Below are 21,870 nucleotides of genomic sequence, written 5' to 3'. Positions count from 1 at the left end.
TTTTGGCGAGAAATAGGACACTTTTTACATTCCTTATAGGCAAGTTTCTTGTTGTGAAATGGGATGTTATATTAACCGCGCATCGCCGCGCTTGCAAACAGATTTTTGCGTATTAGATGGCGTTATGAAATTAAACTTTTTCCGAATTAGACCAATTTCTAAGTGTAAACGCTTGCATTTTTGCCTGCTAAATAATACATTATATAGCGAATATATATAACGTCATATTTAGTGAAGGGAAGGCTTTATCATGAAACAAATCTATGCGTTTGCGGAAGGTAATATGGAGATGCGGGCATTATTAGGTGGCAAAGGTGCCAATTTGGCCGAAATGACCAATCTTGGCCTGCCGGTGCCTCCGGGTTTTACGCTCACAACAGCTGCGTGCCACGATTATCAACAGCATCACGGGCTTTCAGAAGCGTTGTTAACCGAGCTGGATCAACACATACAGGCGTTAGAAAAAGCGACCGGGAAACGATTCGATGATCCGGTTGCGCCATTACTGGTGTCGGTTCGTTCCGGTGCACCGATTTCAATGCCAGGCATGATGGACACCATTTTGAACATCGGCTTAAATGATCAAACCGTTCAGGCACTCGCCCGGGAAACTGCCGATCCTCGGTTTGCGTATGACAGTTATCGCCGCTTACTGGCGATGTTTGGTAATGTGGTTTACGGCTTATCGGAAAAAGGATTCGATGACATTTTAACCACCGTGAAACGCCAAAAAGGGTATGACTCTGATTTGGCGTTGACAACCGCTGACCTGCAGCAAATCATTCTGGCATTTAAGCAGCTTTATATTGAGGCAGGCAAGTCATTTCCACAATCGCCCAAAGCGCAAATGCTGGCGGCAGTGACAGCGGTATTTGAATCATGGAATAATCGCCGTGCTGTGGTTTATCGGCGCGAAAATCGCATTCCCGAAGACTTGGGAACCGCGGTGAACGTTCAGACGATGGTTTTTGGTAATGCTGGCGCTGATTCCGGAACCGGCGTGGCCTTCACCCGTGATCCGGCGACTGGGGAACGCGCGCTGTTTGGTGAATATCTTTTGAATGCCCAAGGTGAAGATGTGGTGTCAGGAGTGCGGACGCCTCAGCCAGTCGCGGTTTTACACGATCAAATGCCTGAAGTTTATAATCAGCTGGCAGCGATCGCGACCACGTTGGAGCAGCATTATCGCGACATGCAGGATCTTGAATTCACAATTGAACATGGCCAACTTTATCTCCTACAAGCGCGTAATGGTAAACGGACACCGGCGGCCGCTGTTAAAATTGCGATAGATTTGGTTAACGAAGGCTTGATTGATCGCCAGACCGCGTTGTTGCGTATTGAACCGCAATCATTGAGTGACATGTTGCATCCGGAGTTTGATCCTGAAGCGTTACAGGCACATACGATTTTGGCAACCGGTTTACCGGCATCACCAGGGGCGGCAACTGGGGAGGTTTATTTTACGGCAGCAGAAGCCAAAGCAGCTCATGAAGCGGGCCATCAAGTGATTTTGATGCGCCAGGATACTTCACCGGAAGACATAGAAGGGATGATTGTTAGTCAGGCCATTGTGACCGCACGCGGCGGGATGACGTCACATGCAGCTGTGGTCGCGCGCGGCATGGGGGCAACCGGTGTCGTGGGGATGCATGCCTTAACCGTTGATGAGCATGCCAAAGCCGCGACTGTTGGCGATACGGTGCTGCATGAAGGCGATTGGGTATCCGTTGATGGGACAACCGGTAATTTGTATCGCGGCCAAATCCCGACCACTGCCGCCTTGGTCAAGGATAGTCTGGCGACACTGTTAGCATGGGCAAAAGAAGCCAGCCGCATGGGCGTGTTTACGAATGCTGATACACCTAAGGATTTGCAGCAGGCCTTGGCTTTTGGCGCTGATGGCATCGGCCTAACGCGCACCGAGCACATGTTTTTCCAACCAGAACGATTGTTACAAATGCGGCGGTTGATTCTCGCAAAAGATGCAGCCGGACGCAAGGTACCCTTGGCCGCACTAGAGAAAATGCAGGAACAGGACTTTTACGAGCTATATCGCTTGGCAGCTGGTAAAACCGTCACGATTCGTCTGCTTGATCCACCGCTGCATGAATTTTTGCCGCATGACCAGCGTGAAATCGGGCAAGTCGCGCATGAGCTGGGGTTGGAGCAAAATCAGTTACGCGAACGGATGGCAGCGTTGAAAGAAGTCAATCCGATGCTAGGCCATCGCGGGGATCGCCTAGCCGTGACCTATCCGGATATTTACGCCATGCAAGTGCGGGCGCTGATGCATGCGGTTTTCCGGTTAGCCGATGAAGGTATGCAGGTAACACCGCACATCATGATTCCTTTGACCAATTCGGAAACCGAGTTGCGTTGGGTGCGGCAATTGGTTGTTCGGCAAATTGAACAGCTGGCCGCCGCAAAAGGGATGCAGGTGAGCTATGAAGTTGGTACTATGATCGAAACCCCGCGCGCTTGCGTCACCGCGGACAAAATTGCTCACACCGCCGACTTTTTCAGTTTTGGGACGAACGATCTCACCCAGTTAACTTTTGGCTATTCGCGTGACGATGTGGGATCCTTCTTACCCGCATATCTGGAGCAGAAAATTCTTCCGGATGATCCTTTCCAAACGGTTGATACGGAAGGCGTTGGCGCGTTGATGGCCATGGCAATTACAAACGGTCGTCAAACAAAGCCGCAACTGCCGATCGGAGTCTGTGGCGAAGTTGGCGGCGATCCGGATTCAGTGGCGTTCTTTGATCAAATCGGCGTCAGCTACGTCTCCTGCTCACCTTATCGAGTGCCAGTTGCCCGACTCGCAGCGGCCCAAGCAGCTTTGCGCGCCATGAAAAAAGTTAAAGCCGGCGCGTAGATTGTAGACAGACAGGCTGGTTTGAGCACTGAAGCGGTATGACTTTGTATTTGCCACTATAATTTGTATTTAAAAAGTGTCCTCAAAAGTCAGTAGTCATGACTTTTGGGACACTTTTTTCTGTAAGCGTGAGCCGGCACCGGGGAGCGCATGATGTGTGCGCCATCGCTTAAGCTAGCGAATGTGTTGTGATCTGACTAAAATAGCTAGTCGTCTTCATCCTCAGCTTGCGCGTCGACTTGCGATCGGCTTAGGCGGGTTAACTTGGTGATCGGAATCTTACCAAGTACAAGCGGGACAGTTTCGTCCAAGGTGTCAGCATATTCCAAACCGAACCATTGAGCAGGTGTAACTGTCACGCGCTGAAGCCATAGCCGCGCCTGGATAATCGTCTTCTGAAAACCTTTGATCTGAGTTTGCGGTGACAATTCTTCATGCAGCAAGACAAACGTCCAATCCCCAACCTGTCGATCCGGAATGGTGGTGTATTTTTGCGGTTGCGTTGGCAATTCACCTTCGCGCATCATGTCATTCACAATCTGGCGGAGGAAAACATTGACCTGCTGCTCCATCCGAAAGCCCAGATACAGCTGGACGTTGACCATATAATCAGTGCCATACGTATCAGTTGTATATTGCGCCGTGTATGGCTCATCCGTGACGTTAACGGTGACAAACCAGTAGACACGGGCGCGCTTTGGTCGTTTATCCAAGATGGAGTACAGGATTTCTTTTTTAATGTAGTGATCATCGGCAATCTGCGTCATATAAACCAAGTTGGTGGTGTAGGTTGGATATTCCGGATCACTGCGAAGTTCGGATAGCTGCTTTTTATACGCAAACAGTGAGGCCATTTCAGCGCGGTAGGTGTTATCATCGCGAATCCGGCCGCCATATTGCCAAACATACATAATAGCCAGAATGACGAACGCGATCATAGCCGTAACATAGCCACCATGGAGGAACTTAACGGCGCTGGAAATGAAGAAGACGGTTTCGATCGCGCTAAAGAAGATCAAGGTACCCAAGGCGATCAAGGTTGGGGCGTGGCGAGCGCGCAGATATTGATAAAGCAACAAGGTCGTCATTAACATCGTGATGGTAATGGCTAGACCGTAAGCACCTTCCATTTCGGCACTGGTTTTGAAGTAAGCAATAATAGTCAAGCAGGCGAGCCACAAAATCGTGTTCACCATGGGGATGTAGAGCTGTCCTTTAAGCCGTGTCGGATAGACAATGTGCAGCCGCGGCAAAAAGCGCAGTTTAATTGCTTCAGAAACCAGCGTGTAAGAACCAGAGATCAACGCCTGCGAGGCAATAATCGCAGCCAATGTTGCTAGAATAATTGCGCCTAGGCGAATGCTTTCCGGTAACATTTGGAAGAATGGGTTGAAATCGCTAATCTGATTATAAGCACTCACATTAGCATGGCGATCAAGCCAGACTGCCTGACCAAAATAATTCAACACTAAGCATAGGTTAACGTATGGCCAGCTGACGTAAATATTGCCACGTCCCACATGGCCCATATCCGAATACAACGCTTCCGCCCCAGTCGTTGCCAGGAAAATACTCCCTAGAATAAACAGACCCATTTTGTTATCCGGACTGACCAGCAAACGCAATGCATAGTAAGGGTTCAAAGCACGCAACATGGACCAGTCTTTTGATAAAGCAATAAAGCCGGCAACGCCTAAGAAGGTAAACCACACAAACATGATCGGCCCAAACGCCTTGCCAATCAGGTCGGTCCCAAAACGCTGGATGAAGAACAGGAAGGTAATGATCAAAATCGTGACCCAAATAACCTGTTGTTGATTGTCGATCAAAATGTTGCCGTTAATATGGACCCCTTTTAAACCTTCAATCGCGGTTGTGACCGTCACGGCTGGCGTCAACATCCCGTCAGCTAATAACGCCGCACCGCCAATCATCGCTGGCAGTACAAGCCACCGCGCCCGCTGCCGAACCAAGGTGTAAAGTGCAAAGATTCCACCTTCACCGTTGTTATCGGCTCGCAACGCAATGAGAACATATTTGAGGGTCGTGATAATCAGCAACGTCCAGAAGATCAGCGACACCGACCCGACTAGAAAATTGGTATCGAAATGTCCCATCCCGCCATTTCCAGCGATAATTGACTTCATAACGTAAAGTGGTGATGTCCCGATATCGCCATAGACAACACCAAGGGTTACGAGTAAAGCCGCCGCGGTAATCTTATGCCGCAGTTTTTTATTAGCAGTCAAGCCTGACGCCATATTTGTGCCTCCTGAAAAGTAATAACGTCATTGTAGCAGAACCGAGTGTCATTGTAAGGGAAGGCTCTTAATTTATTTTGCCCAATATCTTGCATCCAGAAAAACTTGCATAAAAAGCCGCTGTTCAAGCGACTTTGAGTGGTCTTGGTGATTAATCGGCATCATAAAATTCATTGAAGTAAGTTTCAAGATCCAGTGGTGCTAATTTAAACGCAATGTGATGCGCAGCCAGTCCTAGCAGCAACTGGTTAAAATGTTCGCCGGGGAGGTTGTTAATTGGCAATACCAACATGCCATTGGGATAGTGCTGCCAAGGCATGCGCGGTAACCGGTTGGCTTCTTCGGCTGCCACTTGAATATACAAAGGTTGTTGTTCATGCTGATCAATCGTTTTGATGATTTTGCCATCGCGCATGAAGTAGATGAAATCAGCATATCCTTGCAGATTATTCAATAGATGCGACACTGTAATAATCAATTTGCCTTCTGCCCGCAATCCGCGCAGAATCTGCGACATGCGCGCAACGTTGATCGTGTCCAAACCGTTCATGAATTCATCTAATAGCATAATCGGGGTGTTGGCCGCCATCACCATGCCAAAGCAAAGACGCTGCTTCATGCCCATTGAATAAGTTCGCACCGGCTGATTGACATAATCCTGCATGTCGAGTGCGCTGATAATTTGCTTAACACTTTTCGTTTGGTTATGCCAAAGTCGGGCGTAATATGCCAGGTGCGCCTTGCCCGATAAGTCAGGATAAAGATCATCTTGAACCGGGAAAAGGCACATTTGCCGATGCATGGCGAGGGTATGCTTTTGGCTGCCGTATGTTTGTCCATCTAATACCACTTTGCCGGATTGTGGTTTGAGATCATTAAGAATCAATCGCAGCAAGGTTGTTTTACCAGTACCATTGGGCGCCACAATGCCGACAATTGAGCCGCTCGTCATCGTTAGGCTGATATCATGAATGACATTGGGTTTATTTTTGAAACCCAAAACGAGATTTTGTAATTGTAATTCCATCATGGGGCCTCCTTTATTTAACGATTGCTGCCCGGCGTCGATGTGTGATGATGAATAGGATCACTTCAAGCACGATAATCACACTGCCGACCACAATCAAAGCAGCGAGCGGACTCATGCGGCTGGTATCATAGCGAAAGTTTTGCAACCCGCTGACAATCGCCGCCGGATTCATGTACCCGGGCAGGTAGTATGCGGTTTGCGGGACGGAAAAAGCCAACCCATGCATGAAGTAGAGTGGCTCGCCGAATAGCAAGAGTGCACTGAGTACCAGTCCAACCAGTTCGTTGTGAAAAAGTAACTGACACAGTAGATTTAACCGAATAAAGAGCCACATCAATAGGATTGTCAAGCCGAGGATGATGGGGAGAGCAATGCTGAGCGCGATCGGATCAACGGTAACTGTCATCCCATCTTTGGCAAAGTAGGCGATCGCAGTTGTTAGCGATCCTACTCCGTGAGTAGGGATGACGAAGCCGGCAACAACAAGCGCTGATAGCAGAAGTACACCGGCTAAGGCTGTTAGCACGGTCAAGGTTTTGGTGTTGATGGCATGCCAGGGACTTAGAGGCGATGACCGAACGATGCTGCGATGGCGTTGTTCGCTCGTCAGCAAATCATTAGCAAATAAGATCGTGATCAGCAGTAGCGCAGTGAGCCACCCGCCTAACGCGCCACGGAAAAGCGTCTGCCAGAAAGTTTGCTGATGAACCGCAGTCATGTCGGGATCGCGCTGATCGGCTAAAGTCATCAGCGCGCGCGTCAGGGTGATATTGGCAAAAGCAGCATCGGCATCAGGGTATTGCCGATTTTCAAAATAATATGTTAGCGGATAGTGGAATGGGCTACTTTGAGCCTCAGGATTGGCGGCATTTTTTCGTACAAAAGCCAGATAATCCAAAGTTGCCTGCACATAGGCCTGCGAATGCTGCTGTTTTTGCGCCGTTAACATGCGATTTTCAATTTTGACGAGTTGACGGGTGGAAGGGACCCACATCGCGGTATGCGGTCCATGCGGCTCATTGACAAACGCCACATTTTTATCGCGATCACGCGTCAACACCGTACTTGTCGGAAGTTCAGGTGGCACCTGATTTGGCGGGAAAAAGACGAACTGGCAAATCAAGGCAACGAGTGCGATGCCAATGACAGCTAAGTTTTTACGATTGGTAAGCAGTTGATGGAGTTGGAATCGAAAATATCGCATCATGCTGCCTCCTTTCTGACCCGATAACCAAAGAGTCCCAGATTAAGCACCGACCAGATGAATAAAGCGCCTGTACCGATCCAAATACTGGCTAAGGGCTGATTCAGTCGATCAATCAATGTTCCACGCATCATTGCGGCAACGTCAAGATAGGAGAATGGCAGAAACCACACAAAGCGGAAAAGTTGCGGCAATATAAGCGGCAATAAAGCAGTGGCGGTCACAATAAAGGTCGTGAGGTAAGCATTGGTTATCCACGTGTTAATCAGCATACTAAAGCTAATGATCCAAATGCCGGCCAGTAATGTCAGACCCACGAAAATAAGTAAATATTCCCACAATGGCAGTAATGTTTGTCCCATGATGGCCATGGGGTAGTCGAAGTCACCCAAGCCTTTTAATAGCGCAGGTAAGCCGATTGCAGCCATGCTACCTGCAACAAGGATCAATATGTAAAAACCAATTAAAGTGAGCAAGCGACTGCTGCCGGCAACGCCGACAGATAAAGGACGCGCGCTAATCAGCGTTTGGTGGCGGCGTCGTTCAACCCAGCTATCACAGGCTAGCAGCACGGCAGCCGCGCCGGTTAACCAGCTGAGATAAGGCAGGATGGTGACGAGATACGCCGCGCTAGTGGAAACCGTCGTGACGGCAGGTTTTTGCTGCTTTTTTAACGTGGTAAGCGCCAGAACGTCACCTTTAAGTTGGTGCAGCGGCGGCAGCGGCATGGTATTAAGCGCTTTATAATGCCGTTGCCGCATTTCAAGTTGAGCAGTGCGTAAACTAAGCAGCCCGTTACGGGTCGTATCGGGTTGATCAAGCTGGATGCCCAAGTCGATAACACCAGTCGCCGAATTTTGGTCATCTAGATTCGCCAATAGCGGCTTTTGGGTTTTGCTCAGTGTGTCCAAGTTATATTCCGCATAGTTAGCCACGGCGGCATTGGCAGTGGCCTCGGAAGTCTGTTGAATATCAAGGCGGTGCGTCCAGACTAATGCGAAGAATGCGATGATGAATGCCGCAAAGAACAACCCCAATAAGGCAATGTTTTTGCGTGAATGAATGATTTGGCGCCAATCAAAAGCTAATTGTGTCCCCATGGCCCGATCCCCTCATTTGATTTAATCCAGTTGCAACCAGAATACCACAATTTTATCAGACTCAAAGACTTCTGCGCTGGAAAACGCGTTATGAGCGTTAAGTCACGCAGTCAGCCGCATTGGTTCGAATCGCTTACGGCGGTATACAAAAAGCCTCGTAACTTTAGATCAAAATTACGAGACTTTTCCAGTTATCCTAGTGTTTTCAGATCAAGCTTATCTTGATGCCAAAGCACCCATTGGATCCCAAGGTGCAAGAACGGTTGGCTTGTCGTATTCGTTCTTGATGACATCCTGTAGTTCAGCTGGGAGATACTTCTTGGAAATAACAACTTGGTAGACGAATTGGTCAAACCACGCATCGCTGGCGACAAAGTAACCTTTTTCGCCGACTTTTTCGCCCCAAGAGTTTTCAACCTTCCACTTGGTTGGCTTGCCGTCTACAAGGTCAACGCCGGTCAAGACCATTGCGTGAGTCATCAAGCTTTCGCCATAGTCAAGGCGTTCAGCTTTGGTCATGGTGAAGTCGGTGTTGAACAGGTCATCTTTCTTGTAAATGTTGGTGTCCAAAATGCCAAGTTGACGATCGGAGCTTTGACCAACATCGGAACCGAACCAAACTGATTCGCCGGCCTTGAGTTGCTTGATTGCCAAGTCTTTGAAGGTATCAATGTCAAGATTCAAGTGGCGAACTTCACGACCACCTACGACATTGCCCAGCATTTCAACGGTGTAAAGGTGCTTGTACGGCTTGTCAGCGGTTGGGGCGTTGATGATACTTTGATAATCATCAAGATTCCAGCCAACGTACTTCTTAAAGAAGGTTTGCGGCGTCAGTTCGCGATCAATGTGATAATTCTTATCATCATCGCGGTACTCAAAGTCAAATTTGGTTGGCGGGTTGCCTAACGTGTATGCCAAGATGCGATAGTCTTCAGCCAGCATTTTTTGCTTGGCTGCTTCAATGTCGGCATCACTAGCTTTGTCAGCAACTAACTTGCGTAGGGTGACCGCATCTTTACGCAGTTTCAAGTTGAGCAAACCATTTAATTCGTTACTCTTGCTAGAACTGTAGGTTTCAGGCATCACTGACTTTGGCACGATGCCATACTTTTCGATTAAGGCTGACAGCATATCCCATTGGCCGCCATCTTGTTGCGGGGTAGCCAAAAGAAAGGCAACTTTACGGCTGTCGAGTGGTTGATCGGCGGTTTTTAAGACATTTTCATAAAAATAGTTGGACTTTTCAAACTTGTCCCAGAAGAAGGTGTAGTTTTGGGACAGTTCAAAATCCTTGATCTTAAACTGTGCCTGAATGCCATGACGCATAGTATTCAAGGCGGCGAACATCCAGCAACGACCGCTTTGCTTTTGGTTTGACACAGCACCGGTATCAAGTTCAATTGAGAACGTTGGTGTCATGGCAACTTTGCTATCGGTATTCTCGGCAGTTGCATTAATACCATTGTTCATGACCGCTTTTTGTAAGGCGTTGGCGCCAGGTGTGGCTTGAAGATCCTGTTTGAACTGATCCAAATCGCCTGAAGTAATTTCTGCAGACATTAAATAAACACTCCTTTTTATGTGCATAAGCTGAGTCACCATGCGGCTGGTAATGAAAATCATGGTCGTTCGAAAAGGCGGCGAAGATTTCGTCATAAGCCGGCACCGTTTTGTGACTCGCTTAGTTTAGCATATCAGTTAATCTTAATTTAGAAAATCCCATACAGGCAAGTTGATCGGCTCGGTTTGAAGAAGCGCTTGTTCCGCGTCAGTTAAAAGATCCTTGCGAACCACGACTTCATAAACGTACTGGTCAAACCAGTTGGCATCGGCCACAAAGTAACCATCATGGCCATTTTCCTTGCCCCATGAATTTTCGACTTTCCATTTGGTGACCGTGCCATCAACGACATCGGCGCCGGTTAGGGTCATGGCGTGGGACATTTCCGCTTCGGTGGTCACGATACGGTCGGTTTTGTTCACATGGAAATCGACACCAAACAAATCACTGTAATTGAACAATCCGCCTTTAAGCGTGCCGGATTTGCGATCCATGTCGGCTAGTACATCATTGCCAAACCAGACAGCTTCACCTGCTTGCAGTTGCGCTAATGCCAGCTGCTTCAAACGTTCCGGAGGGAGATTTAAAATTGTCAGCGGATGGCCTTCAACAACTGTGTTGGCTGAATTGATGGTATACAATTGCTGATACTTTTTGGTTGGTTCGGGATCACCGGCAATCACCACGTAATCGTCAAAATGCCATTTGACGTACTTTTTGAAGAATGACTGCGGGGTCAAGTTGGTATCGCGATGGTATTGCTTCTTGTCATCACGGTACTCGAAATCAAACGTTGTCGGCGGATTGCCAAAGGTGTAAGCCAAAATGCGATAAACAACACTGAGAAATTCGCGCTTTTGCTTGGCGATGGCTTCTTCGCTGGCGTTATCTTGCTTGAGGGTCCGCAACACCTTAGCATCCTTACGCAATTTCTCGTTCAACACACTGTTGAGTTCAGCGGTTTTGTCGCTGTTATAAGTTTCCGGCATGACCGACTTAGGCACCAAACCGTACTTTTCAATTAAGGCGGCCGATTGATCGTAGTGGCCACCATCTTCATCTGGACCGCTTAAGTAAGTGGCGACTTCTCGGTCATCCAGGGGTTTGTCCGCGGTTGCCAGAATATTTTCATAAAATAAATTGGCTTTTTCCAAGCGATCAAAGAAGGCATTGTAGTTTTGTGAGAATTCGAAATCCTTGATGCCAAATTCATCCGCAATCCCGTGGCGGACTGTATTCAATGTCGCAAAGAGCCAGCACCGGCCGCTTTTTTTCTGGTTGGCAACGCTGCCGGTGTCTAGGTCAATTGAAAAAACCGGCTTCATATCTTCGCCGTCCATGGTTTCACGGCTTGCGGCTTGTGGCCCGACATTTTGGACAGCTCGGCCAAGTGCACCCGATGCCGGATGCTGATCAAGCTGATCTTGAAAGGCTTTAATTTGATCAAATGTAATTTCTGACATAACATCCTCCTTTTTAAATTGCATTAAAGAAACCTTACCCCAATTTAATTTAGATTTAAAGATGAAACTGAGAAGCTTTTGGGTAAAAGTTAGTGTTTTGTTGAAAAGGGGAGCCGAGACGATAAAACCATAACGCGCTCGCCAGCCCAGAAGTCTGCGTGTAAGGACCTGAGGCGCAATGGTCGAAGCCCGACCATCACACCTCAGGCCACTTACACTCCGACTTCTAACCGGGCTGGCTCACGCTCATACCAAAAAAGCTGCCAAGGTTCGGCAGCTTCGAGAAGGATTTTTTCACTGATCTTTAACTGGTCGCAAAACGTCTGCATATTCCGGATGATTATGGAATGCATGCACGGCATAGGAACATAGCGGCTCGATGGTTTTGCCTTCTTTGCGCGCTGCTGCGACCACGGCTTCAATGAGCTGAGCGGCAATGCCTTGACCGCGAAGGCTTTCATCGACAAAGGTGTGATCCACTGCCCACGCTTTGCCGTCATCGATTGATTGGAAAGTGACTTCAGCCATCAGTCGGCCGTCCCAATCCGTATTAAAAATTCGTCCTGGTTCACGTTGAAATTCCATAGCAGCCTCCTTGGCAAATTGAATGATGGTCATCCTATTAAGAATCAAGGCGCGTAACTGGCACAGTTCGTCTGATGACCCATCCGTCGTTAACCCAATTCATGAATGACTTTTATAAGCCAAATTTATCAGGAAAACGGTATAATTACAAGAAGGGAAGCCCTTACACCGTGGCCTTCGATTGTCTCCGCGTGGTATGATACTTTGGACATGTTGGCGTGCTTTCTGGTGCACAAGCTGGTTTGCGCTTGTCATAACGCGTTCACCGGCGCAGAAGTCTGCGTGTAAGGACCACAGCCGCAATGGCCAAAGCCCGGCCATCACGTCTGTGGCCACTTACACTCCGACTTCTAAACGCGCCGGCTCGCGCTCACCATAACGCGTTCACCAGCCCAGAAACCTGCGTGTAAGGACCTTGGTCGCAATGGCCAAAGAGCGGCCATCACGCCCAAGGCCACTTACACTCCGACTTCTAAGCGCGCCGGGTCGCGCTCACCATAACGCGTTCACCAGCCCAGAAACCTGCGTGTAAGGACCTTGGTCGCAATGGCCCAAACCCGGCCATCACGCCCAAGGCCACTTACACTCCGGTTTCTAACCGGGCTGGTTCACGCTCACACTTTTTTTGGAGGCTATTTTCATGAAGACCCGCGGATTTGAAATTGTTTCAAAGTATCAAGATGACAACTTAACCTTGCCGACCCGCCAGACTAAGCAGGCGGCTGGGTATGATTTTTATGCGCGCGAAGATTTTCTGTTGCGGAGTATTTGGCGTTATGACTTCATTCGGCTTTTTCGGTTGATTAAAAATGAGCATCCGTTGACGAATAAGGACTTTGAACGGGCGAAGAAGATTTTAAAGCCTTACTTGGTTCCCACTGGCATTAAAGCCTATATGCAGCCTAATGAAGTGTTGATTTTGGCCAATCGTTCCAGCAGTCCGCTTAAGCATGGCCTGACGCTGCCCAACGGTATTGGGGTTATTGATGCCGACTACTATAACAATCCGGCAAATGAAGGCGAAATCTATATTCAGCTCCTGAATTTCTTCCCGCGGGATGTGATGATCAAAAAAGGTGATCGCATCGGTCAGGGGATTTTTATGCCATTTCTATTGGCAGACGGTGACCAAGGCGGCTTGGCGCAACGACAAAGCGGTTTTGGCTCAACCGACCACTAGCAGATATTGAAGGGATAATATGGCGAAAGCAAAAACACAATATGTATGTCAAAATTGCGGTTATATTTCGGCGACTTATTTAGGCCGTTGTCCAAACTGCGGCGGCTGGAATACGCTCGTTGAAGAAACTATCAGTTCAACTAAATCGGCGCCGCGGCAAACGCGCACCGGCAGCAAGGTTAAGCCCACACGCATGGATGAGGTCACGGTGACCAAAGAAACCCGGGTTAAAACAGGCTTGGCCGAGTTGAATCGCGTGCTTGGTGGCGGTGTGGTTCCGGGCTCGTTGGTTCTGATTGGCGGCGATCCCGGGATTGGCAAATCAACCTTGCTGCTGCAGGTGTCTGGCCAGCTAGCTAGCACAGGTGGTACGGTGTTGTACGTTTCAGGTGAAGAAAGCGCCAGCCAGATTAAAATGCGGGCAGGGCGGCTAGGGGTTGCCAACTCCGGCATGTATTTGTATCCCGAAACCGACATGCCAAGTATCGAAAACGTGATTGACCAGATGCAACCGGATTATGTGGTGATTGACTCGGTTCAAACCATGAATGTACCGGACATGAATTCGGCAGTCGGCTCGGTTGCTCAGATTCGGGAAGTCACCGCCGAATTGATGCGAATTGCCAAGTCAAAAGGTGTGACGATTTTTATCGTTGGTCACGTGACGAAGGAAGGCGCTATTGCCGGGCCCAAGATTCTTGAGCATATGGTGGACACCGTGCTTTATTTTGAAGGCGATATGCATCATACCTATCGCATCTTAAGGTCGGTCAAGAATCGGTTCGGCTCTACTAACGAAATTGGAATTTTTGAAATGCATCAAAATGGTTTACAGGAAGTCGCCAATCCCTCGGAAATCTTCCTGGAAGAACGGCTGGCTGGTGCAACCGGATCGGCGGTGGTGGTTTCGATGGAAGGCACTCGCCCGATTCTGGTTGAAATTCAGGCACTTATCAGCCCGACCATGTATGGCAATGCCAAACGTACGAGCAGCGGCTTGGATCACAACCGCGTCAGCCTGATTATGGCCGTGCTGGAAAAACGTGCCAATTTGATGTTGCAAAATCAGGACGCTTACTTGAAAGCAACAGGGGGCGTCAAGCTGGATGAACCGGCGATTGACTTGGCAATGGCAGTGGCAATTGCCTCGTCATACCGCGACAAGGAAATCCCGCCGACTGATTGTTTTGTCGGTGAAATTGGCTTAACCGGTGAAGTGCGGCGGGTGAATCGCATTGAAGACCGGGTGAAAGAGGCGGCTAAGTTAGGGTTTAAACGAATTTTTGTGCCGCGCAATAACCTGCAAGGCTGGCGTGCGCCTAAAGATATTCAGGTTATTGGCGTCACAAGCATTGCCGAAGCGCTGCATAAGGTTTTTAATTAAACTTAGAAAGGAGGTATATCATGAAGAAACGAATTATTTATTTGATCTTTGGTCTCATTGGGATCGGCGTCGGCATGGGCGCATTACCGTCACTTTGGGATCTTATTGGTTGGAGTGCCAATCACTTCTTAAATAACTTGCTCATTGACGGCTTAATCGGTGCCATTATCTTCTTGCTCTTGGCGAGTCTCAGTGTGAACTGGATTCTTAAGCGCTTGAAGGTACTGGAAAAAACGTTAAACACCAAATCGCCAAGCTATCTGCTGTTTGGCAGTTTGTCGACGATTATCGGGTTGATTCTGGCCGCCATTATTTCCATTCCGTTTTATGGCTTCATCGCGCCGCTGAATATCTTCCTACCACTCATCATCATGCTATTATTCGGTTACTTGGGTTTTCGGGTGGGTACGACACGCAGCGAAGAATGGCGTCGGCTTCTGAGCTTTCGCAACCGGCGGAATACGGAAACGGAAAATGATCAGGTGCTCGAGCGCAAAGTTGGCGATCATTTTCGCAAATACAAATTGCTAGACACCAGTGTGATTATCGATGGCCGGGTTCAAGCCATTGCCAAAACCGGCTTCATCGAAGGAACCATGTTAGTGCCGAATTTTGTCTTGCATGAACTGCAACTGATCTCGGACTCGGCTGACTCAATGAAAAGAATGCGCGGCCGCCGCGGCTTAGACATTCTAAATGCCATGCAAAAAGACAAGGACATTCATATTGAGATGTACGAAGGCGATTTTGACGATATGACCGAAGTCGACAGCAAGCTGCTTAAACTGGCAAAACTACTGGATGGGATTGTCATGACCAATGACTTTAATCTCAACAAAGTCGCCCAATTTCAAAATGTCCCGGTGCTCAACATCAACGCCTTGGCAAACGCACTCAAACCAGACGTCATCCCCGGCGAAAACATGACCGTGACCGTGATTAAATCCGGCTCCGAACGACAGCAAGGTGTAGCCTATCTAGACGACGGCACCATGGTCGTGGTGGAAGACGGTAAATTCTACATGAACAAACCGCTGGAAGTAATTGTCACCAGTGCTTTACAAACAGCGGCAGGGCGCATGATCTTTGCCAAGCCGGCTCATCAGCAAAAGGCTATTCGCGACAAGGAAAGGTAATTGGATTAAGAAAAAATAAAAGGGCAGTTTCGGTATTTCTCTAGAAAGCGCGGGAATACCGGAACTGTCCTTTTTTGTTGGCTTATATTGATTAAGTATGGTCACTTACAGGTTCGTGAAATTGAAATTCTGCTTTCCAGCGACGCCCGAATGCGGGACTGATTTTGAAAATTACTTTTACGAGCTCTGATAATTCAGCGGCCGTTTCGGTACTGTTGGTGAGCTTGTATTGGCACAAGCGGCGTAACAAGCGCAAATGCAGTCGAATCGAAAATAAACTGTCGGGAATCTGCTGTTCTTTTAGCCTATCCAATGTTTGAATTGCCGGCGAGTATGCTTGGCGATAGTAGAGTGCAACAGCGGTATTGTAGAAAGATTGAAAGAACAAATCCATGTAGTCACCGCGTTGCCGAAATGAAAAGTGAATCGTTAAGAACTTATTGTATAGTTTTTCAAAGTCCGCTGGCTGTAAGAAAGGCACACAATCGCTATATAAAACATATTCAAGGGTATACCAGATGTTTCTTTCAAAAAGATAGTCACTGACGAATTTGGAGTCCTCTGGCGAAAGCAAACTGTGTCTATCTTCGGTATCCATGATGATGCACGAAACGATAATTTCCCTAAGCTTATAGAGCTTTTTGTGGGTACTTTTGAACTGTTTGGTGAATTGTGAACGAAACTGCTTCAAACCATCAACATCTTGTTCCAACCCCAACTGTCGCAAAACTTGTGCGAATCTTCTCTGAGACAGAATTACGGGGTTGGTATCAGAAGCCTGTGATTGATCCAATTTAAAAAACGAAATTCAAATTAATTATCAGAACAACGGTATCAAAAAGCAGTGTCAACCGTCTAGAAGCATGAATAAACGCTGAATACCATATCAGTGTGGATTCAAAAAGAAAATTGGAACTCCGATATTTTATTGATAAAGTTTATGAAACGCTGACGTAGCGGCTTTATTGGCATGCTAAGGTGTAGCTGATAACTCTTTAAAAACTAATTAATGCTACAATACAAGTGAATGTATGAGCAGTTATTTTTGTTGTTTTCAGTTGAAAAGTTTTCGACTGGATCACGAAAGAGGGGCAAGACCATTGCGTTTATTTGGAGAAGAGAAGACTCGTTATAGGTTATATAAATCAGGAAAGCTATGGCTGGTAGCTTTAATTGGTGTCTTTGCGTTGGCTATCGGTCATCAACCTAGTCACGTTAAGGCGAGCTCGGTGGCGACTAGGACAGCCACATTGGCCGTGCAACCGGCAACGCTTGGGCAAGAATTGAATTTAAATAATCAGCAAACAATAAACGCTGATTCGCCGACGAGCAGCAATGAAGTTGTGGTGAAGTGTGTTGATGATGCTGGGAACACGCTTGTTAAAGACACTGTTCTTCAAGGTGAAGTTGGGAAACCGTACACAATTAAACCAGCGACGATTGCCAATTATCAATATGCAAAGTTGGCTAATGGCAGTGCGCCAATTAACGGGACCTTTAGCAAGGGTACTTTGACAGTTACCTTGGTTTATACCAAAGTTCCTGTAACTCAAAGAACGGTGAATGTGAAGTATGTTGATGAACATGGCAATGAAATCGCGCCTGCCACAACCCTGACAGGGACAGTCGGTGGTTCGTATACTGCCGTGCCAGCAAATGTCAAAAATTATGAATATGCGCATCTGGCTGCAAACAGTGCGCCTGAAAAAGGCAGCTTTACTGCTAATCCGCAGACGGTGACTTTTGTTTATACAGAGAAACCGGCAGCGCAAGGAAGCGTGACGGAAAGATTTGTGGATGAGGCTGGCAAGCGCATTGCCCCTGATAAGACGCTGACGGGTCAAGTTGGTGATTTATATGAAGCCCGGCCCATTGAGATTAGCGACTATGCCTTTTCCCGTGTGGCCCAAGGCAGTGCGCCGGCTGGTAATACCTTTATCAACGGCAATGTGATCGTTACCTTTGTTTACAAGCAAGTGCCAGCCACACAAGGATCGGTCACGGTTCGTTATGTTGACGAAAATGGTAACGAATTAGCCCCTAACAGAGTGTTGGCAGGTCAGAGTGGATCGGCTTATACGACCGGTCCGATCACGATTAACGGTTACCGGTATGTGCGCCTGGCAGCTGATAGTGCTGCAGCATCAGGAACTTTTCCTAAAGATACCGGATTGGTTGTCAGCTTTGTCTATACGAAACCGGCTATTCCAGTTACGCCAACAACGCCGGAAACATCAACGGTACCATCAACCAGCAGCCAGTCTGCCACAACTGAAGTCATAACGCCAAGTGCTCAGCGGCGGCTGCCTAATACCAACGAAAAGCACGAGTACGGTATTGCAGCAGTGGGGTTAGCGTTGTTATCACTTATGGGCCTTGGTTCGACACTGCTGTTTCGTAAGGCGAAGCGCCAGTAGTGGATGAAAGTAAATCTAAATCAGCTACATGAAGATTAAGCAAAATCGGTTCTCGGTATTTGGGACCGATTTTTTTGGTGGCGAAAAGGCTGACAATTGAAATGAGAAAACGACTTTACATATTCTAAAATTCGGCTATGAGAATATTAGCCTGGTTAACAAGCAAAAAGAAACAACTGGTTAGGATTCATAATTGATTGGCAAACGTAAAAAGAACACGATCACAAAAATTGCTGCCTCAGTTACTAAGCAAAAGATTAAGTTGCAAAATTAAAGAAATATTTGATAATGGCATTAGTGTTAAGCAAATCGTTGACGAATCACATGAAGACAGGTACAAACAAATTATCCTGACAAGCTAGTTCTGTTTCGGTAAATAGTTGTCTATGCAGCGAGAATGGCAGGACGATGTAACAATGCTATGTTTTTTCCGGACAGAATCCGGACTTTTTGCAGAACCAGTCGAAACACGTCAAACGCGAAACAGAGGTACGCCTATGCCACCCATCATTAAACATGTTCTGAAAAAACGGACGGCTCCCTTCATCGCATTAATTTTACTGGCAGTGACCGGGACCAGTTTAATCACTGGCGGGACTTATTTAGAAGGTAAACTGTTAGATAGCCTTGTGTACAGTCACGATCGTACCTTATTTGTCACCTTGCTGCTAATCATTCTAGGAATCGGGCTGTCGCGGCTGATCGTTTCCTATTTTCAGAATCGTATTCAGATCCTGACGCGACGGCGAACAATCCTGGCGATGAATCGCAGTATTTTGGCGTGCTTGTTTACTAAGAAGACCCTCGCAATCCTGACCTGGAGTCCGACTACCTTGAGTTCCCGCATAAACGATGACGTCAACGAAATTGTCGGCTTCTTTGCGGATACCGTGGTGCGGCTCATCGGCATTATCGTGTCAACATTGACTATTGCCCTTTATGTGATGAAAGCAGATGCTAAAATTTTTGGCATGATGGCAATCTTTGTCCCGATTTATTTTGTGATTTACGTTGTCTTCCACCAGAAAATCTACGCGATCAGCTTGCGAGTTAAGAACAAGCAAAACGAATACTTCACGGCGCGCAATGATTTTATCGGCCGTTATATTGAAATTAAAGGTGCTGGCAGTTTTCAGAACGAAGCAAAGCGCTTGAATCGGGTTGAAGCAGGGCTATTCCAGACTTATATCAGAGATTTCTGGATTCGGTTTACGATGTCTGCTTCGCAAATCAGTATTCAGTTGATCTTTCAAACCTGTTTCTTCTTAGTCGGCGGATTTGCAGTGCTCAATGGACAGATTACCATTGGCTTTTTCTCGATTATTTTGCAATATTTCAGTCAATTGTTAAATTCGGTTGACCAGCTGCTGACGGTAGCAATGGGCACGGAAGCATACCGGGCTTCGCTTGCACGCATGCGACAAATTCTAAGCATTGCGCCTGATGAAAAAGGGACCGGACAAGTGAACGAGATTCACACTATTGAGGTCAAAGGATTCAATGTCAGAAGGTTTTCCCAGCAGCCAAGTAACGATGAGATGTTTTATGCCAAGAACATGAATGTTTCATTTCGAACGCCCGGACTTTATGTTATTTCCGGCGACAATGGGATTGGAAAAACGACTTTTGTTCGAACCATTACCGGAATTTACCAACCTGAAATGACGGGCGATGTGCTGATAAATGGGCTTAATGCGGCACAAGTCGATTTGGCAAAAGTGCGGCGCGAGCAAATTGGGTTTTTATTTCAAGATGTACCTAGCCCGCATCTGACAGTTGGCGAATACTTAGCCGATGACTGTCGCAATGTGGCGGCATTTTTAAATGAAGAACCGAAGCATTTTGCTCAAGTGTTCCATTCGCCTAATTTCAACATATTCAATTTACTAGATAAAAAAGTCGATATTCTTTCAAGCGGCGAGTTGCAACTGGTTCGACTTCTAAAGGCCTTGAGCAAGGAACATGCCACGACCTATGTTTTAGATGAACCTACCGCCAATATTTATCCGGAAATCAAAGCGGATGTGATTCACTTGCTGCAGGAGCTGGCAAAAACGCGGTTGGTGATTGCGATTACGCATGATGATCAACTCGCACAAATTGGTACGCCGATTTCAATGCGGTAAAAAAGGCGTCTTTTAAGGTACTTATAATAAAAAAAGTCGAGCGGCGGTAATTTAGCCAAAATTCGTTGACCTTTTTTCACACAAGTGTTATACATGGTGTAGAACAAGTGTAACGGAAAGAAGGCGGGTTTGTGCGTTTGACGATTGATTTGGCTTCTAAAGTACCGCTTTATCAACAAATTCGCGATGCTATTGTGAATGGTATCGCGACTGGCACGCTCGCAAATGGAACCGTGTTGCCTTCTATTCGCGCACTGGGAAATGAGCTGGGTGTCAACTTGCACACAGTGAACAAAGCCTATCAAGCGTTGCAACAAGAAGGTTTCGTAGTCATACAACGAGGACGCGGTGCGGTGGTCCAATCACGCGGCGCCCCTGAACAAGCTGTCGAGAACGTTTTACGGCCAGCACTTGAAAAAGTCGTTGCCGAAGCGGTGGCGCGGAACCTTGACCGAAGCACGGTGCATAAAATGATTGATCAGCTGTACGACCAACTAACGGGGAGTGAAGGTAGATGAAAGCAGAAATTTTGATCCTTGTCATAACCTGGCTTGTGCTTGTTGCCATTCAGGCGATGCTGCCGTGGCTGTCGCGCCGCAATGTTCTCTTTGGCGTTGTTTATGCACGCACATCAATTTGGCAACGTCCTGAAGCAGTGACGTTGCGACGGCGTTATCTAGTTGCTTCGTTGTTAGGCGCAGTGGTGATTGCTGTTTTGGCAGGCGGGGCCGTGGCTATTTGGGCATTGTCGTCAGTGACCCTTGCCTGGATTCAAATTGCCGCTACTTTAGCAACAGTGAGCCTTAATGGTGTATTAATCATCGATGGTCACCGGAAAAGTAAACAATTGATGCAGCAACTACATGCAGATCAGGCGTTGACTAACCATCAAGTGACAATTGACTTGGCAAACCTAAAGCCGCAAACACTGGTCCCGGCCGCAGCGGGTCTGGTTCTGTTGCCACAATGCTTGCTGGCTATTTTTCTGGGTTTCCGCCAGCCTTCCGCAGATACCATCGTGCTCTTAATGGCGTTGGGCATCGAAACGCTGATCTTATTAACCGCTTTTTATTTGACCCGTCGAGCACGTGGTACGGTTCGTGGTAATCCGGATGCCGAACCGCGATCCGGGCGCGTGCGTAACGCTATTTTGTACTATCTGCTTTTAATTGGCTTCCTCTCACAAAGCTTGCTGGTCTTACAGCTGATGTTACCGGCAATGTCTAGCGATTGGCAGTGGCTTAACGTGATTCTCACCGCAACCCTGACGCTGGTCTCGGTTATGTTACTGCCCATGGCTTATATTGCTGGCACGCGTAAACTGGATGCAAAAGGCAAGGTGCTGAACGACAATCAGCATTGGATTGGTGGTATTTTTTACTACAATCCCGGCGACCCAGCCATTTTTGTCGAGAAGCGCATCGGCATTGGGTTTACGTTGAATATGGCTCGGCCGATCAGTTGGGTTTTAATGGGACTAACGCTGGTATTGATCCTTGGTATTGTGCTCTTAGCATTCTGGTTTGATTGAGAGGTAAA

The 21,870-nt window shown here is 47.5% G+C and carries 15 protein-coding genes and 1 pseudogene; 8 read left to right on the top strand and 8 right to left on the bottom strand.

Annotation, left to right across the window (positions count from 1 at the left end; genetic code table 11):
• The first annotated feature begins 250 nt into the window (after positions 1–250).
• Positions 251–2,881, top strand: a complete 2,631-nt coding sequence (gene ppdK, locus ACWP87_RS02615; RefSeq protein ID WP_014570052.1) for a pyruvate, phosphate dikinase — start codon at positions 251–253, stop codon at positions 2,879–2,881.
• Between the two features lie 206 nt (positions 2,882–3,087).
• Here the strand turns inward: ppdK and ACWP87_RS02610 are convergent, their stop codons facing one another.
• The 7 genes from ACWP87_RS02610 to ACWP87_RS02580 all read right to left on the bottom strand — a co-directional run bounded on the left by ACWP87_RS02610 (position 3,088) and on the right by ACWP87_RS02580 (position 12,088).
• Positions 3,088–5,142: a KUP/HAK/KT family potassium transporter gene (locus ACWP87_RS02610; protein WP_014570051.1), complete on the bottom strand. Its 2,055-nt coding sequence runs from the start codon at positions 5,140–5,142 to the stop codon at positions 3,088–3,090.
• Positions 5,143–5,293: 151 nt separating this feature from the next.
• Complete coding sequence (locus tag ACWP87_RS02605) at positions 5,294–6,169, bottom strand: ATP-binding cassette domain-containing protein (protein ID WP_005686102.1); 876 nt, start codon at positions 6,167–6,169, stop codon at positions 5,294–5,296.
• Between the two features lie 13 nt (positions 6,170–6,182).
• Positions 6,183–7,379 carry an ABC transporter gene (locus tag ACWP87_RS02600; protein ID WP_014570050.1) on the bottom strand — a complete coding sequence of 399 codons (1,197 nt, stop codon included), beginning with the start codon at positions 7,377–7,379 and terminating at the stop codon, positions 6,183–6,185.
• Positions 7,376–8,476 carry an ABC transporter gene (locus ACWP87_RS02595; protein WP_014570049.1) on the bottom strand — a complete coding sequence of 367 codons (1,101 nt, stop codon included), beginning with the start codon at positions 8,474–8,476 and terminating at the stop codon, positions 7,376–7,378. The genes ACWP87_RS02600 and ACWP87_RS02595 overlap by 4 nt, the downstream gene beginning before the upstream one ends.
• A 216-nt stretch (positions 8,477–8,692) precedes the next feature.
• Positions 8,693–10,039, bottom strand: coding sequence for a C1 family peptidase (locus ACWP87_RS02590; RefSeq protein ID WP_005714538.1), 1,347 nt, complete (start codon positions 10,037–10,039; stop codon positions 8,693–8,695).
• Positions 10,040–10,183: 144 nt separating this feature from the next.
• Positions 10,184–11,503, bottom strand: a complete 1,320-nt coding sequence (locus ACWP87_RS02585) for a C1 family peptidase (protein ID WP_014570048.1) — start codon at positions 11,501–11,503, stop codon at positions 10,184–10,186.
• Between the two features lie 294 nt (positions 11,504–11,797).
• On the bottom strand, positions 11,798–12,088 hold the full coding sequence (locus ACWP87_RS02580) for a GNAT family N-acetyltransferase (RefSeq protein ID WP_014570047.1): 291 nt from the start codon (positions 12,086–12,088) through the stop codon (positions 11,798–11,800).
• 640 nt (positions 12,089–12,728) lie between these two features.
• Here ACWP87_RS02580 and ACWP87_RS02575 point away from each other — a divergent pair.
• Genes ACWP87_RS02575 through ACWP87_RS02565 form a run of 3 tightly spaced genes read left to right on the top strand, consistent with a single transcriptional unit; the run spans position 12,729 to position 15,788 of the window.
• Positions 12,729–13,268, top strand: coding sequence for a dCTP deaminase/dUTPase family protein (locus ACWP87_RS02575; RefSeq protein WP_005686110.1), 540 nt, complete (start codon positions 12,729–12,731; stop codon positions 13,266–13,268).
• A 19-nt stretch (positions 13,269–13,287) separates the two neighbouring features.
• The gene (gene radA, locus ACWP87_RS02570; protein ID WP_014570045.1) at positions 13,288–14,652 is read left to right on the top strand and encodes a DNA repair protein RadA; all 1,365 of its coding nucleotides are present in this window, start codon (positions 13,288–13,290) and stop codon (positions 14,650–14,652) included.
• A gap of 20 nt (positions 14,653–14,672) precedes the next feature.
• Positions 14,673–15,788: a PIN/TRAM domain-containing protein gene (locus tag ACWP87_RS02565; RefSeq protein ID WP_005686113.1), complete on the top strand. Its 1,116-nt coding sequence runs from the start codon at positions 14,673–14,675 to the stop codon at positions 15,786–15,788.
• A gap of 91 nt (positions 15,789–15,879) precedes the next feature.
• Here the strand turns inward: ACWP87_RS02565 and ACWP87_RS02560 are convergent.
• Positions 15,880–16,590 (bottom strand): annotated as a pseudogene (locus ACWP87_RS02560) (Rgg family transcriptional regulator); the annotation flags it as partial.
• 298 nt (positions 16,591–16,888) lie between these two features.
• On the opposite strand from ACWP87_RS02560, the gene ACWP87_RS02555 reads away from it, so the two are divergent.
• From ACWP87_RS02555 to ACWP87_RS02540, 4 genes are all read left to right on the top strand, one after another.
• Positions 16,889–18,205: a MucBP domain-containing protein gene (locus tag ACWP87_RS02555; RefSeq protein ID WP_015765046.1), complete on the top strand. Its 1,317-nt coding sequence runs from the start codon at positions 16,889–16,891 to the stop codon at positions 18,203–18,205.
• Positions 18,206–18,702: 497 nt separating this feature from the next.
• Positions 18,703–20,331, top strand: coding sequence for an ATP-binding cassette domain-containing protein (locus ACWP87_RS02550; protein ID WP_014570042.1), 1,629 nt, complete (start codon positions 18,703–18,705; stop codon positions 20,329–20,331).
• 131 nt (positions 20,332–20,462) lie between these two features.
• Positions 20,463–20,849 carry a GntR family transcriptional regulator gene (locus ACWP87_RS02545; RefSeq protein WP_014570041.1) on the top strand — a complete coding sequence of 129 codons (387 nt, stop codon included), beginning with the start codon at positions 20,463–20,465 and terminating at the stop codon, positions 20,847–20,849.
• A complete protein-coding gene (locus tag ACWP87_RS02540; RefSeq protein ID WP_014570040.1) occupies positions 20,846–21,862 on the top strand; it encodes a DUF5808 domain-containing protein in 1,017 nt (338 codons plus the stop codon). Before ACWP87_RS02545 ends, ACWP87_RS02540 begins: the two co-directional genes overlap by 4 nt.
• Positions 21,863–21,870 lie beyond the last annotated feature (8 nt).

Source organism: Lacticaseibacillus sp. 22, assembly GCF_055413445.1.
This window is presented reverse-complemented; position numbering and strand designations above follow the sequence as displayed.

Bases quoted from the DNA above. Each gene is read 5' to 3' on its own strand.
- ACWP87_RS02550 (WP_014570042.1), top strand. From the start codon at position 18,703: ATGCCACCCATCATTAAACATGTTCTGAAAAAACGGACGGCTCCCTTC.
- ACWP87_RS02605 (WP_005686102.1), bottom strand. From the start codon at position 6,169: ATGGAATTACAATTACAAAATCTCGTTTTGGGTTTCAAAAATAAACCC.
- ACWP87_RS02540 (WP_014570040.1), top strand. From the start codon at position 20,846: ATGAAAGCAGAAATTTTGATCCTTGTCATAACCTGGCTTGTGCTTGTT.
- ppdK (WP_014570052.1), top strand. From the start codon at position 251: ATGAAACAAATCTATGCGTTTGCGGAAGGTAATATGGAGATGCGGGCA.
- ACWP87_RS02590 (WP_005714538.1), bottom strand. From the start codon at position 10,039: ATGTCTGCAGAAATTACTTCAGGCGATTTGGATCAGTTCAAACAGGAT.
- ACWP87_RS02595 (WP_014570049.1), bottom strand. From the start codon at position 8,476: ATGGGGACACAATTAGCTTTTGATTGGCGCCAAATCATTCATTCACGC.
- ACWP87_RS02580 (WP_014570047.1), bottom strand. From the start codon at position 12,088: ATGGAATTTCAACGTGAACCAGGACGAATTTTTAATACGGATTGGGAC.
- ACWP87_RS02565 (WP_005686113.1), top strand. From the start codon at position 14,673: ATGAAGAAACGAATTATTTATTTGATCTTTGGTCTCATTGGGATCGGC.
- ACWP87_RS02585 (WP_014570048.1), bottom strand. From the start codon at position 11,503: ATGTCAGAAATTACATTTGATCAAATTAAAGCCTTTCAAGATCAGCTT.
- ACWP87_RS02575 (WP_005686110.1), top strand. From the start codon at position 12,729: ATGAAGACCCGCGGATTTGAAATTGTTTCAAAGTATCAAGATGACAAC.
- ACWP87_RS02600 (WP_014570050.1), bottom strand. From the start codon at position 7,379: ATGATGCGATATTTTCGATTCCAACTCCATCAACTGCTTACCAATCGT.
- ACWP87_RS02610 (WP_014570051.1), bottom strand. From the start codon at position 5,142: ATGGCGTCAGGCTTGACTGCTAATAAAAAACTGCGGCATAAGATTACC.
- radA (WP_014570045.1), top strand. From the start codon at position 13,288: ATGGCGAAAGCAAAAACACAATATGTATGTCAAAATTGCGGTTATATT.